This is a genomic window from Vibrio nereis NBRC 15637, from assembly GCF_001591105.1.
GTDB lineage: Bacteria > Pseudomonadota > Gammaproteobacteria > Enterobacterales > Vibrionaceae > Vibrio > Vibrio nereis.
Genome location: NZ_BCUD01000008.1, coordinates 142,808 through 155,836, shown reverse-complemented (window position 1 = coordinate 155,836; position 13,029 = coordinate 142,808). Strand labels below are relative to the sequence as shown.

Annotated in this window: 14 protein-coding genes; all 14 read left to right on the top strand. The window is 45.6% G+C overall.

Going from position 1 to position 13,029, the window contains the following annotated elements:
* Nucleotides 1–28 precede the first annotated feature (28 nt).
* The 14 genes from VNE01S_RS10925 to tolB all read left to right on the top strand — a co-directional run bounded on the left by VNE01S_RS10925 (nucleotide 29) and on the right by tolB (nucleotide 13,002).
* On the top strand, nucleotides 29–955 hold the full coding sequence (locus VNE01S_RS10925; protein WP_053393820.1) for a porin: 927 nt from the start codon (nucleotides 29–31) through the stop codon (nucleotides 953–955).
* A gap of 282 nt (nucleotides 956–1,237) precedes the next feature.
* Nucleotides 1,238–2,977 (top strand): glycoside hydrolase family 36 protein, encoded by a 1,740-nt coding sequence (locus tag VNE01S_RS10920; RefSeq protein ID WP_053393821.1) that lies wholly within the window; start codon nucleotides 1,238–1,240, stop codon nucleotides 2,975–2,977.
* Nucleotides 2,978–3,031: 54 nt separating this feature from the next.
* Nucleotides 3,032–3,553, top strand: a complete 522-nt coding sequence (gene ruvC, locus VNE01S_RS10915) for a crossover junction endodeoxyribonuclease RuvC (protein ID WP_053393822.1) — start codon at nucleotides 3,032–3,034, stop codon at nucleotides 3,551–3,553.
* A 105-nt stretch (nucleotides 3,554–3,658) separates the two neighbouring features.
* A complete protein-coding gene (gene ruvA / locus VNE01S_RS10910; protein ID WP_053394076.1) occupies nucleotides 3,659–4,276 on the top strand; it encodes a Holliday junction branch migration protein RuvA in 618 nt (205 codons plus the stop codon).
* Nucleotides 4,277–4,293: 17 nt separating this feature from the next.
* A complete protein-coding gene (gene ruvB / locus VNE01S_RS10905; protein ID WP_053393823.1) occupies nucleotides 4,294–5,298 on the top strand; it encodes a Holliday junction branch migration DNA helicase RuvB in 1,005 nt (334 codons plus the stop codon).
* A 449-nt stretch (nucleotides 5,299–5,747) separates the two neighbouring features.
* Entirely contained in the window at nucleotides 5,748–7,334 is a 1,587-nt protein-coding gene (cydA, locus tag VNE01S_RS10900; protein WP_053393824.1) for a cytochrome ubiquinol oxidase subunit I, read from the top strand.
* 16 nt (nucleotides 7,335–7,350) lie between these two features.
* On the top strand, nucleotides 7,351–8,487 hold the full coding sequence (gene cydB / locus VNE01S_RS10895) for a cytochrome d ubiquinol oxidase subunit II (RefSeq protein WP_053393825.1): 1,137 nt from the start codon (nucleotides 7,351–7,353) through the stop codon (nucleotides 8,485–8,487).
* A gap of 12 nt (nucleotides 8,488–8,499) precedes the next feature.
* Nucleotides 8,500–8,607, top strand: a complete 108-nt coding sequence (gene cydX, locus VNE01S_RS10890; RefSeq protein WP_061781641.1) for a cytochrome bd-I oxidase subunit CydX — start codon at nucleotides 8,500–8,502, stop codon at nucleotides 8,605–8,607.
* The gene (gene ybgE / locus VNE01S_RS10885; RefSeq protein ID WP_053393826.1) at nucleotides 8,600–8,902 is read left to right on the top strand and encodes a cyd operon protein YbgE; all 303 of its coding nucleotides are present in this window, start codon (nucleotides 8,600–8,602) and stop codon (nucleotides 8,900–8,902) included. The genes cydX and ybgE overlap by 8 nt, the downstream gene beginning before the upstream one ends.
* Before the next feature lie 154 nt (nucleotides 8,903–9,056).
* Nucleotides 9,057–9,476, top strand: a complete 420-nt coding sequence (ybgC, locus tag VNE01S_RS10880) for a tol-pal system-associated acyl-CoA thioesterase (protein ID WP_053393827.1) — start codon at nucleotides 9,057–9,059, stop codon at nucleotides 9,474–9,476.
* A complete protein-coding gene (gene tolQ, locus VNE01S_RS10875; RefSeq protein WP_053393828.1) occupies nucleotides 9,466–10,164 on the top strand; it encodes a protein TolQ in 699 nt (232 codons plus the stop codon). The genes ybgC and tolQ overlap by 11 nt, the downstream gene beginning before the upstream one ends.
* Nucleotides 10,165–10,169: 5 nt before the next feature.
* Nucleotides 10,170–10,613, top strand: coding sequence for a protein TolR (gene tolR / locus VNE01S_RS10870; RefSeq protein ID WP_053393829.1), 444 nt, complete (start codon nucleotides 10,170–10,172; stop codon nucleotides 10,611–10,613).
* Nucleotides 10,614–10,626: 13 nt separating this feature from the next.
* On the top strand, nucleotides 10,627–11,634 hold the full coding sequence (gene tolA / locus VNE01S_RS10865) for a cell envelope integrity protein TolA (RefSeq protein WP_053393830.1): 1,008 nt from the start codon (nucleotides 10,627–10,629) through the stop codon (nucleotides 11,632–11,634).
* A 36-nt stretch (nucleotides 11,635–11,670) separates the two neighbouring features.
* Complete coding sequence (gene tolB, locus VNE01S_RS10860; RefSeq protein ID WP_373278548.1) at nucleotides 11,671–13,002, top strand: Tol-Pal system beta propeller repeat protein TolB; 1,332 nt, start codon at nucleotides 11,671–11,673, stop codon at nucleotides 13,000–13,002.
* The last annotated feature ends 27 nt before the right edge of the window (nucleotides 13,003–13,029 follow it).

Sequence of the window (13,029 nt, the reverse complement as noted above, 5' to 3'; positions counted from 1 at the left end):
TAAATAAATATTTATAGGAACAAATAAAATGAAAAAGACAGCAGTAGCAGTCGCTTTATCTCTTGTTGCAGGTTCAGCTGTAGCAGTTGAAGCGCTTTCTGGTGAACAGTTCACAGTCTCTGGTGAATTTGCTTTAGGTGGTTACACAGATTCAAACCGTGAAGGCCGTAATGCATACAACGGCGAAGTCACTGGTTTTGATATCTTTGCAAACTACGAAAATGGCAACATTGTTGGTAAGTTTGGCGGTGAGTTCGATCTAGAAGATGACTACGGCACTACTGATGCAACATTTACCATCACTGATACTTGGGTTGGTTACAAAACAAACCTAGGCACAGCGTCTGTTGGTTATGCAAATGATACAGCACTTGATGCTGTAGATGGCGCAGGCGACCTAACGATTGAATTCCTATCTTCTCCTTCAGATGCATCTGACGCTCGTCAGGTTGTAAAATTTGAAGGCGATAAAGAAGGCGTTAAATACGGTATCTCATACTACGGTGACCGTAACTACGACTCTCTAGACCGTCAGGGCGGTTTCAACGGCTACCTAGGTTATGAGAACGAAACCTTCTTGCTTAACGCGGGTTACGAAAACAACGACGAAAAAGAAGGCGAAACAGACGAGCTTTACCTAGTAAACGGTGTTCTTAAGTCTGGCGCTATGGCAATTGGTGCGACTTACGCTGAAGAAAAACTGGCTAATGGCACTAAAGTGGACCTTTACAACACATCGGTAGGTTACTCGATGGATGCACTTTACCTAGCGGCAGGTTACGCGAAAGTAGAAGACCGTCGTGAAGCAGTGAACCTTGGTGGTGCATACTCTTTCACAGAAAACTTCACGGCACTTGTGGATGTTGCTTACCACGTGTCTGACGAAGGCGAAGCACTAAAAGGCCGAGAGAAGGGTGACATTGAGTCATACTTCAAGCTTGAATACGCATTTTAAGTCGTAAGCAAAATTGTTCACGGCCTGCACGTGCGGGCCGTTTTTCATTAAAGCAGGATGCTTTGGCTTAATAATCCACTGCCTTTTTGCCCTTCGGAGTGAAGGGCCTTTTCATTTTTATTCCTCTCCTTCTGCCTAATCTTTGAACACACGTTTGTATGGGTCACATGGCTTAGTTAAAAAACGTGATAAGCCAGACTAAATGCGCTGTTGATGAAATAGACAATAGTAACCGCTGGTGCTCTAATTAAGTTAATTGGTTGCCATGAAAGGGATCCGGGTATGGCTCAAAAAATACAATTACCGAATAGTCGTATCATTCATATTCCTAATTTTGATGTTGCGGTAGAGCAAAGCGAGAATGAACTGAGTTTTTCTTACCAAGGCGTAAGCAATGACGTTTTAGGTGAGCGCTATCTGCTTTGCCAAACCATCTTCGATTTTGAACGAAGCGCTGTACTCTTGGGTGATGGCTTCCAAATGTTGGCCCAAACGACGGGTACTTTCTCTCACCCGGAAGATGTTGGTCGTTGCCCGGACAACAGCACCACTTACCGCATTTATCCCCCCTGTGATCCTAAGCGTTACTACAATTACTTAGTTATCGAAAGTTCGATGGGCTACAGTCTACTTGGTTTTACCTCGTGCCAGCGTTTTGCTGGTTACTTTGAGATCAAGCAGAAAGACGAGTGTATCTGGATCAATGCTTATCTCGATGGCGAAAACACGCACCCTCAAGATTGGTCGACAAATTCGTTTGAATCGATCGTGTTCTTGCAAGGGGCGTCTTTATCTCATTTATTTGATGAATACTGCCATTGTATTGAGTCCCATCACCCTAGGCGTAACGGGGTTACGCAGAATGCGCCGGTGGGGTGGTGTTCTTGGTACGCCTACTATGATCAGGTTAACGAACAGAATATTTTGGATAACTTGGCGTTGATGCAGACCGAGTTAACGGCACTCGACTACGTGTTGATTGATGATGGTTATCAGGCCTTTATGGGCGATTGGTTAACGCCGTCTGACAAGTTCCCTTCTGGTGTTAAAGCAGTGATCCAAACCATTCTAGACAGCGGTAAAAAGCCCGCTATTTGGTTGGCACCCTTTATTGCTCAGCCGGAATCAGAATTATTCCAGCGTCATCCTGACTGGTTTGTAAAGCATCAAGATGGCCGCTTGTTAAAAGCAGAAGAGGTGACGTACGGAGGATGGCGTTGCACCCCTTGGTACATATTGGACATGTCTAACCCAGCGGTGCAAGAACATATCTCTTCTGTTGTGAGAACAATGAGAGAGGAATGGGGGATAGAGCTGTTTAAGCTGGATGCCAATTACTGGGGGACATTGAAAGGAAAGCGTCTGCAAAGTGGCGTGACAGGTGTCCAAGCATATCGCATGGGAATGGAAGCGATTGCAGAGGGTGCCGGAGATGCGTGGATACTAGGCTGCAATGCGCCGATGTGGCCTTCTTTAGGGTTTGTTGATGCAATGCGTGTTTCTGATGATGTGGAGCGTAGTGAATCTCGTTTTAAACAGATAGCGCAAGAAACGTTTTATCGCAGTTGGCAGCATCGCAGGTTGTGGCAAATCGACCCAGACTGTGCAACCTTTGTCTCTCTGCCAAACCAAGCGACAGAGCGTCAGTACTATGAATTTCACCGCAATGTTTTATTAGCAAGCGGTGGTGTTTTATTGTCGGGAGATCCTTTACCAGAACTGACACCATTTGCCAAAAGTACGCTCGCTAAGCTGGTTCTAAGGCATAAACACAGCCAAGAAACAGCGCGTTTTACCGCGTTAAATTTGCATCATGCTTATTTGCGTGTCACCGAGCGAAATGTACTTCATTGCTTGTTCAACTATCATCAACCCGCCAGAGAGGTGACGCTGACTTCGGAACACCCTGTCTATTGGTATGATTATTGGAGCGGAGAAAGGTTGGCAGATGAACCAACCCAAGTGATCCAAGTTAGTCTAGCATCTGGGTTGTCTAGCCGAGCGATAATTACCTCGATATAGTGGCTCGTCTGATTTACCATACTCTGAGTGAATACATATGACGATCAGGTTTCAATGTCAGTAATACTCGGTATCGACCCCGGCTCTCGAATTACGGGATACGGAGTCATACGTCAAACAGGCCGCCATCTACAATATTTAGGCAGTGGCTGTATCCGAACTTCAGAAAAAGAACTCCCCGGTCGATTGAAACAGATCTATGCCGGCGTTTCAGAAATCATCACCCAGTTTCAACCAGACGTTTTCGCTATTGAACAAGTGTTTATGGCCAGAAACGCAGACTCCGCACTTAAGTTGGGTCAAGCGAGGGGAAGTGCGATTGTTGCCGCAGTGAACGCAGACTTGCCAGTTTATGAATATGCCGCTCGATTGATCAAGCAAGCCGTCGTTGGAACAGGTGCAGCGGACAAATCTCAGGTGCAGCATATGGTTCAGCACATGCTGAAACTGCCTGCCAAACCTCAAGCCGATGCAGCGGATGCGCTTGGTGTGGCTATTTGTCATGCCAACACCAATAAAACCTTGGCGGCTATGGCAGGTAAAGCAACCAGCGCCCGTCGCGGTCGTTATCGTTAAGCCTGCCCATATCTGTCAAAAATACTGCTATCAATAATAAAGAACTGGATGTCTATCCAGTTCTTTATTATTCTGTCGCAAACCTATTTCCAAAGAGAATTTACTGTGATTGGACGTTTGCGCGGCACTCTTATTGAAAAACAACCCCCTGAATTGCTCATTGAAGTCAACGGCATTGGCTACGAAGTACAAATGCCAATGAGCTGTTTCTACGAATTGCCTAATGTGGGTGAAGAAGCCATTGTTTACACCCACTTTGTTGTTCGAGAAGATGCACAGCTGTTGTACGGTTTCAACACAGTAAAAGAACGTGCGCTTTTCCGTGAAGTGATAAAAGCGAATGGTGTTGGGCCTAAATTGGGTCTAGGCATTCTCTCTGGTATGACAGCCACTCAGTTTGTGGCGTGCGTGGAACGTGAAGATGTATCAACCTTGGTAAAATTACCGGGTGTTGGTAAGAAAACCGCAGAGCGCTTAGTCGTTGAAATGAAAGATCGTCTAAAAGGGTGGGGAGCAGGCGATCTGTTTACTCCATTTACCGATGCCGCGCCAGCCGATAGTGCCCCGCAAGCTGAGCAGAACAATGCGGAAGAAGAAGCCATTAGTGCACTATTAGCATTGGGCTACAAACCAACTCAAGCTTCTAAAGTGGTCTCGCAAGTCATGACATCAGACATGAGTAGTGAAGAGCTGATCCGCGAAGCACTGAAATCAATGGTTTAATTAAAGGGTTATAAGCAATGATTGAAGCGGATCGCTTGATTGCGCCAGAAAATCCAGTTTACCGTGACGAAGATGTTATCGATCGCGCTATCCGACCGAAAAAGCTTGAAGATTACAAAGGCCAAGACCACGTTCGTGATCAGATGGAAATTTTCATCAAAGCTGCGCAGCTTCGTGAAGAGGCGTTGGATCACTTACTTATCTTTGGTCCTCCTGGCTTAGGTAAAACCACCTTGGCGAACATTGTGGCCAATGAAATGGACGTCAATATCCGCACCACGTCAGGCCCAGTACTAGAAAAAGCAGGTGACTTGGCGGCGTTATTAACCAACCTTGAAGAGAATGATGTTCTTTTCATTGATGAAATTCATCGCCTTAGCCCTGTGGTTGAAGAGGTTCTCTACCCAGCGATGGAAGACTACCAACTGGACATCATGATTGGTGAGGGGCCAGCTGCGCGTTCGATTAAGATCGATCTTCCACCTTTTACTTTGATCGGTGCGACGACCCGTGCGGGTTCATTAACGTCACCACTTCGTGACCGATTTGGTATTACGCAAAGACTGGAATACTACAAGATCCCCGATCTGCAAAACATTGTGCAGCGCAGTGCTGACTGCCTGGGTTTGTCTATGGACAGCGAAGGTGCACTGGAAGTAGCACGACGGGCTCGCGGAACACCACGTATAGCAAACCGATTACTGCGACGCGTGCGAGATTACGCCGAAGTGAAAGGCAACGGTCATATTTGTTCAGAGACAGCAGATAAAGCACTTAATATGCTTGATGTGGACGCCCTAGGCTTCGACTATATGGATAGAAAGCTATTGCTCGCAATTATGGAGAAGTTTGGTGGGGGACCTGTTGGTTTAGATAATATGGCAGCGGCCATTGGTGAAGAGAAGGATACCATTGAAGATGTCCTTGAGCCTTACCTAATTCAGCAAGGTTATTTACAAAGGACACCAAGAGGTCGAATTGCGACCGATAGAGCTTATCTTCATTTCGGAATTGAAAAATAAGATTTCAAGGCCAGCTTATCAAGCTGGCCTTATTTTTTCCTGACTGATCAAAATCACAATTCTGACAATTCATTAAGTAACCAATTTGTAGTATATGTTGCGTAATTGCGCTGCATAAATAGTTAAATAACTCTAATCTCTACGTGGCCTTAACAACTCCTCTTTATTTATGTTGATGTAGATCAAAATGTTGCTTTTTTAAGCAAAATTGACGCGTGTAATTTGATGTAAATCAACACAGACCTCTCCCATAAACCTTTTGAAACAATCTGTTTTTAGCAGTAATATTAGCGCCAGCTATATTAGCTGATGCTTAACAATTAACTAACCGTTACGGTACATTTTCGCAACAATATGTCGTCATTTGGCAACAATATTTAAGTTTGAATAACGCTTACTTATGCAGTGGAAATGTAGAGAGTGTCTTCAGCCGACACATAGGAGTAAACATGATTGACGTAGTTGATCTATCGCGGTTTCAGTTCGCACTGACAGCGATGTATCACTTCCTCTTCGTACCATTGACTCTAGGTATGGCTTTCTTACTAGCCATCATGGAATCTCTGTACGTAATGACGGATAAGCAAATCTACAAGGACATGACAAAGTTCTGGGGTAAGCTTTTTGGTATTAACTTTGCGCTTGGTGTGGCTACAGGCCTTACCATGGAGTTCCAGTTTGGTACAAACTGGTCGTACTATTCGCATTACGTAGGTGATATTTTCGGTGCACCTCTCGCGATCGAAGCCCTAGTTGCCTTTTTCTTAGAATCAACTTTTGTTGGTCTATTCTTTTTTGGTTGGGATCGTCTGACTAAGCGTCAACACCTTGTAGTAACTTGGCTTGTAGCGCTTGGCTCTAACTTCTCTGCACTTTGGATCCTAATCGCCAACGGTTGGATGCAAAACCCTGTGGGTGCTGAGTTCAACTTCGAAACCATGCGTATGGAAATGGTGAGCTTTGCTGAGGTCGTTCTAAACCCAGTTGCTCAGGTTAAATTCGTACACACGGTAGCATCGGGTTATACAACGGGTGCAATGTTTATTCTAGGCATCAGCTCATACTACCTACTGAAAGGTCGTGACGTTGCATTTGCGCGCCGTTCTTTCGCTATTGCAGCGTCTTTCGGTATGGCAGCAATCCTTTCTGTTATCGTCCTAGGTGATGAGTCTGGTTACGAGCTAGGTGAAGTTCAAAAAGTGAAACTGGCGGCAATCGAAGCTGAGTGGCACACAGAGCCAGCACCAGCGGCATTTACTGTGTTTGGTTTGCCGAACCAAGATGACATGCACACTGATTACGCAGTTAAAATCCCTTATGTAATGGGCATCATCGCGACGCGTTCATTTGACGAGCAAGTAACGGGCCTACGAGACCTTCGTGATGAGCACGTTGAACGTATCCGCACTGGTATGTACGCATACGAACTGCTAGAAAAACTTCGCGCAGGTGACAAGTCAGAAGCAAACATGGCTGCATTTGATGAAGTGAAAGGTGACCTAGGTTACGGCCTTCTACTTAAGCGCTACACAGACAACGTAGTAGATGCGACAGAAGATCAAATCCAAGCTGCAGCGGATGACTCTATCCCAACAGTATGGCCTCTATTCTGGTCGTTCCGCCTGATGGTTGCATGTGGCTTTATCATGCTATTCGTATTCGGTGCAGCGTTTGTTCAAACGTGTCGTCAGAAGATTGAACAAAAACAATGGATCCTGAAAGCAGCGCTATTGAGCATTCCACTACCTTGGATTGCGATTGAAGCTGGCTGGTTTGTTGCTGAGTTTGGTCGTCAGCCATGGGCAGTTGGTGAAATCCTGCCAGTTCACGTTGCGGCGTCAGCATTAACAGCTGGTGAGATCTGGACATCGCTATTCGCGATCATCGCGTTATATACAGCGTTCTTGATTGCAGAAGTTTACCTAATGGTGAAATTTGCTCGTAAGGGTCCTAGCAGTCTGAAGACTGGTCGTTACCACTTTGAGCAAAATGCTAACTCTGTAGAAGATAAAGTTAGCCGCCAAGTAGAAGCGTAAGGCAAGGAGACAGAATATGTTTGATTACGAAATCTTGCGACTTATCTGGTGGGTACTGATTGGTGTTCTGCTAATAGGCTTCGCAATTACTGATGGTTTCGATATGGGTGTGGGCGCGCTTGTACCTGTTATCGGTAAGAATGACAACGAGCGTCGAGTGATGATCAACACGATCGCACCGCACTGGGATGGTAACCAAGTTTGGCTTATCACGGCTGGTGGTGCTCTGTTTGCTGCTTGGCCTTTGGTTTATGCAACGTCATTCTCAGGCTTCTACCTAGCGATGATCGTGACGCTTGCTGCATTGTGGTTACGTCCGCTTGGTCTAGATTATCGTTCTAAGATTGAAGATAAAAAATGGCGTAATTCTTGGGATATCTGTATCTCAATCAGTGGCTTTGTTCCACCAATCATCTTTGGTGTTGCGTTTGGTAACTTGCTGCAAGGTGTTCCGTTCCAACTGAGTGACTTCCTGATGCCAACGTATCACGGTTCATTCTTCGGTTTGCTGAACCCATTTGCTCTACTGTGTGGTTTGGTTAGCTTGTTCATGATCCTGATGCAAGGTTCAACATGGCTACAAATGAAGACGACAGACGAAGTTCACACACGAGCACGTAACGTTGCTCAGCTAATGGGTCTGCTGACTGTGGCTGCGTTTGTTGCCGCTGGCTTTTGGATTCAAAGTATCGAAGGTTATGTTGTGACTAGCGTAATCGATGCTAACGCTGCGTCTAACCCGCTGAACAAAGAAGTAATTCGTGAAGCAGGTGCTTGGATGAACAACTTCGAGACTTATCCGATGATGTGGGCTGCACCAGTACTGGGTGTGGTAATGCCACTGCTTGCTGTGTTGGCGTCTCGCCTTGAAAAAGGTGGCATTGCATTCCTAGCGTCGAGCTTAGGTAATGCGGGTGTTATCCTAACTGCGGGCTTTGCGATGTTCCCATTCATCATGCCTTCAGATCTAATGCCAAACCACAGTCTAACGATGTGGGATGCAACGTCTTCAGAGCTAACATTGAATCTAATGACAGCCGTAGCGGCAGTCATGGTTCCTGTTATCCTAGGTTACACGTCTTGGACTTACTACAAGATGTTCGGCCGCTTGGATAACAAATACATCGAAGACAACAAAAACTCACTTTACTAAGGAGCAATTACTATGTGGTATTTCGCATGGATTCTAGGTGTACTACTTGCTTGTGCATTCGGTATCATCAACGCTCTTTGGTTAGAGCACTCAGAAATGATGGACCAAGACAGTGAGTAATCTCGCTGCGCAGGTAGCCAAGCTACATGCACCACTAGATAAGGCCCTGTTTAGGGTCTTGTCTCTCATTTTGGGTTTTTATCATGTGGCTTTGGTCATGTGGGATCCAGAAGTGTACTCCGAATCTATCGGCGGTTTTAACGCGATCATCTCACCATTAATGATCTGGGCGATATGCTCAAGTATGGTATTTGGGCTTAGCTTTAAACCACGTAACTGGTATTGGCAGGTTCTATTCAGCCCATACTTTTCATTAGCGATTCTGAGTTACTTAACGTTATTAAGATGGCTTTAACTCTTAGTACCTCCAAATGAGTAAAAATAGCGCCAACTCACTTAGTTGGCGCTATTTTTTTATCCAATTACTCATGTCACTTCATTAACTTTTGCCTAAACCGCAACGAGTTGAGTTATAGTAAAGCCCTTCAACGAGTTAAAAGGGGGACGCCGTGCAAGACAGCCAAATACATTTCGAGTGGCCAGTAACTGTGTATTATGAAGATACTGATGCTGGTGGGGTGGTTTACCATTCGAATTACCTGAAGTACTTCGAACGAGCCAGAACAGAGCTTCTTCGCAGTGTTGGCGTTTCTCAACATACTCTGTTGGAACAAAACATCGGTTTTGTAGTCCGACACATGGACATCGATTTTCTGCAAGGTGCCCGCTTAGATGACCACCTGACGGTCAAAACGGAAATTGCAGAAACGAAAAAGGCCTCGTTAACCTTCTGTCAGGAGATCGTAAATCCTGGGGGTAAAACATTGTGTAAGGCAATGGTTAAGGTAGCATGTATCGACAATGAGAAAATGAGGCCGATCGCGATCCCTCAATCAATAGTTATGGAGTTAACCCACAGTGACCGCTGATATTTCAATGCTTGACCTGTTTTTACAAGCAAGTCTACTCGTAAAAATGGTGATGTTGACCTTGCTAGGCATGTCGATTGCTTCTTGGGCCATGATCATCCAGCGCGGCAAAGTGTTGTCTAGTGCCGCAAAAGAAGCAGAGATATTTGAAGATAGATTTTGGTCAGGGACAGATCTTTCGATTCTTTATCAAAACGCAAAAAAGCGTAAAGACGAATTGGGTGGAACAGAAGAAATTTTCTACTCGGGTTTTACCGAATTTGCGCGTTTAAGAAAATCTAACTCAGAATCGCCTGACTTTATTATGGAAGGAACAGGGCGTGCGATGCGTGTTGCTGTTGCACGTGAAGTTGACGAGTTAGAAACCAGTCTACCATTTCTTGCTACCGTTGGTTCTATCAGCCCATATATCGGCCTATTTGGTACGGTTTGGGGGATCATGCACGCATTTATCGCGCTTGGTGAAGTAAAACAAGCGACCCTTGCTATGGTAGCTCCAGGTATTGCTGAGGCTTTGGTTGCAACAGCAATGGGCCTATTTGCAGCAATTCCAGCCGTTATGGCGTTTAACCGTTTAAGCAACAAAGTGGGCAAGTTAGAACATAACTACGCCACATTCTCTGAAGAGTTCCACAGTATTTTGCACCGTCAAGCCATGTCTGGGCGTGAAAGCGGCCATAAGGAATAAGCGCAATGGCGGGGTATCAACGTAAAAAGAGAAAGATGACGGCCGAGATCAACGTCGTACCGTATATCGACGTGATGTTGGTACTGTTGATCATCTTTATGGTGACTTCACCTTTTGTCACCCAAGGTGTCGACGTAGAGTTACCAAAAACCTCTACAGCGAAACCTGCGTCAGAAATGGCCGGTGATAGCGATGCCAGCTTTATCATTGTTGAAATCGATCGCGATGGAAACTTAGGGCTCAGCGTCAATGATGAGGAAGTGACTCGAGGTTTATCACTGCAAGACATTATTGTACGCGTGAAAGCAGAGCGCTCGATTAGCCCGGACTCTCCCGTAGCTGTTGGTGGCGATGCAGCGACGCCTTATGCCGAAGTCGTACTGGTTCTTGATGAGCTAAGTCGCGCAGGGATCCCTAAAGTGGGATTGCTGACAGATATCAAGGAATAACGTTTCTTAGTGTATGAAAGATAGTAAGCCTAGAAAAAAAAGCGACAGCAAGAAGCCGATAGTGATATCGGTTTCGCTTCACGCTTTACTGGTGGCTGCGTTGGTTTGGGGGGCAGATTTTACCATGTCTAAGCCTGAGCCTTCTGGTCAAATGGTTCAGGCCGTGGTTATCGATCCCGCTGTCGTTCGACAGCAAGCGCAGCAAATTCGTAGCCAACGACAAGAAGCGGCGAAAAAAGAGCAAGACAGGCTCGATAAGCTTCGCCGTGAAAGCGAACAGTTGGAGAAAAATCGCAAAGCGGAAGAAGAACGTATTCGTAAGCTGAAAGAGCAGCAAGCAAAAGAAGCGAAAGCCGCTCGTGAGGCTGAGAAGCAACGCGTTCAGAAAGAAAAAGAACGCAAAGCGGAAGAAGAGCGTGCTCGTAAAGAAAAGGAGCGAGCTGCTAAACTTGAAGCTGAGCGTAAAGCCAAGCAAGAAGAGATCAAAAAAGCGGAAAAAGAACGTATTGCGCGTGAAAAGGCCGCAAAAGAAGCCAAGGAAAAAGCTCGACTTGAACGAGAGGCCGCCGAGAAAGCCAAGAAAGCTGCGAGAGAAGCCAAAGAAAAAGCTCGCAAAGAGAAAGAACGTTTACAACGGCTAGAGCAAGAGCGTCAAGAGCAAGAAGATGCGCTCAATGACATATTTTCAGGGCTAGAAACTGAAGTAAACCAAAATAGCTCTGCGCGTAACCAATTCATCGCTGATGAGCTTGCTCGTATGTCATCCATCTATACTCAAAATATTCAGCGAAAGCTGATTAAGGATGATTACCTGTTGGGAAAGGAGTGCCGGGTTAACATCAAACTTATTCCAACAGGGTCTGATATGCTCGTTTCAGGCGTAACGATTATGGGTGGTGACTCAAGAGTATGCGCGGCAGCCAAAAGTGCAATCGCTAAGGTAGGGTCTTTCCCGAAATCTTCTGAATCCGCTGTAAACGAACAACTTAAAAACATCAACTTAACTGTTGCATTGGACTAAAAGGAATAAGCCGTGATTAAACGCTTTCTACTAGGAATGTTTGTACTGCTAAGCAGTATCACGAATGTAGCGAATGCTGCATTGGAGCTGGTGATTACCGATGGTATTGACTCAGCGCGCCCAATTGCCATTGTCCCATTTAAGTGGGAAGGTGCGAGCAAGTTACCCCATGATATGTCGGCTGTGATTGCCTCAGACCTACAAAGAAGTGGCAAATTCAGCCCAGTCCCAACCAGTAAGATGCCACAGACTCCCTACAGTGATAAAGAAATCGATTTTGATTCTTGGACTGGTCTAGGTGTCGATGCATTGCTGACGGGCAGTATCACACAACAACCAGATGGCACGTACCTGATTAATTATCAGTTAGTAGATGTGATTCGTGGACAGTTAACCCAAGGTCAAAGCAAAGCGCTTAATGCCGAAGGTGAGCTGGTTCTTTCACAAGATCATATCCTGTTCAATAAACGTGCGACAGTACCTGGTGAGCGGATGCGGGAATATGCCCACCGTATTTCCGACCTAGTTTATAAAGAGCTAACGGGTGAGCGTGGCGCGTTTCTAACCCGAATTGCATACGTCGTTGTCAATGAGAAAGACAAAACCTATCCGTACCAATTGCGTGTCGCGGATTATGATGGTTACAACGAACGTTTAGTTTTGCGTTCTAAACAGCCGCTGATGTCACCAGCGTGGTCTCCAGACGGCAAAAAGCTTGCTTACGTCAGCTTCCAAAATGGGCAAGCTGAAATTTTCATCATGGATATTTACACTGGCAAACGAGAGAAGGTGACGTCATACCCTCGTCACAATGGTGCGCCACGATTCTCTCCTGATGGTAATACGCTGGCTTTGGTGCTATCTAAGTCAGGTTCACTGCAAGTTTATACGTTGGATCTCACAACGCGTAAATTGACACAAATTACGCGCGGTAGATCGAACAATACAGAACCATTCTGGCATCCAAATGGTAAATCCTTGATCTTTACTTCGGATAGAGGTGGAAAACCACAGATTTATCAAGTAGATTTGGCGGGTGGTGCTCCAAACCGATTGACTTGGCAAGGGAGTCAAAACTTAGGCGGACAGATTACACCTGATGGCCGGTTCCTTGTTATGGTGAATCGTTCCAACTCTGGCTTTAACTTAGCGAAGCAAGATTTGGAGACAGGTTCAGTACAAGTACTGACGAAGACTCTACTTGATGAGTCACCAAGCATCGCCCCAAATGGTGGGATGGTTATTTATAGCTCTATCTACAATAAGACCAACGTTCTTTCGATGGTTTCAATTGATGGACGCTTTAAAGCTCGATTACCAGCAACAAATGGTCGAGTTCGTGCTCCTGCATGGTCACCGTTTTTGTAGCAAATAAGTTTCAATCACTAAGGAAAA

What these genes read in the sequence shown, in the direction of transcription:
- tolB (WP_373278548.1), top strand. Translation starts at nt 11,671, where the DNA reads ATGTTTGTACTGCTAAGCAGTATCACGAATGTAGCGAATGCTGCATTG.
- tolA (WP_053393830.1), top strand. Translation starts at nt 10,627, where the DNA reads ATGAAAGATAGTAAGCCTAGAAAAAAAAGCGACAGCAAGAAGCCGATA.
- cydX (WP_061781641.1), top strand. Translation starts at nt 8,500, where the DNA reads ATGTGGTATTTCGCATGGATTCTAGGTGTACTACTTGCTTGTGCATTC.
- ruvC (WP_053393822.1), top strand. Translation starts at nt 3,032, where the DNA reads ATGTCAGTAATACTCGGTATCGACCCCGGCTCTCGAATTACGGGATAC.
- VNE01S_RS10920 (WP_053393821.1), top strand. Translation starts at nt 1,238, where the DNA reads ATGGCTCAAAAAATACAATTACCGAATAGTCGTATCATTCATATTCCT.
- cydA (WP_053393824.1), top strand. Translation starts at nt 5,748, where the DNA reads ATGATTGACGTAGTTGATCTATCGCGGTTTCAGTTCGCACTGACAGCG.
- VNE01S_RS10925 (WP_053393820.1), top strand. Translation starts at nt 29, where the DNA reads ATGAAAAAGACAGCAGTAGCAGTCGCTTTATCTCTTGTTGCAGGTTCA.
- cydB (WP_053393825.1), top strand. Translation starts at nt 7,351, where the DNA reads ATGTTTGATTACGAAATCTTGCGACTTATCTGGTGGGTACTGATTGGT.
- ruvB (WP_053393823.1), top strand. Translation starts at nt 4,294, where the DNA reads ATGATTGAAGCGGATCGCTTGATTGCGCCAGAAAATCCAGTTTACCGT.
- tolR (WP_053393829.1), top strand. Translation starts at nt 10,170, where the DNA reads ATGGCGGGGTATCAACGTAAAAAGAGAAAGATGACGGCCGAGATCAAC.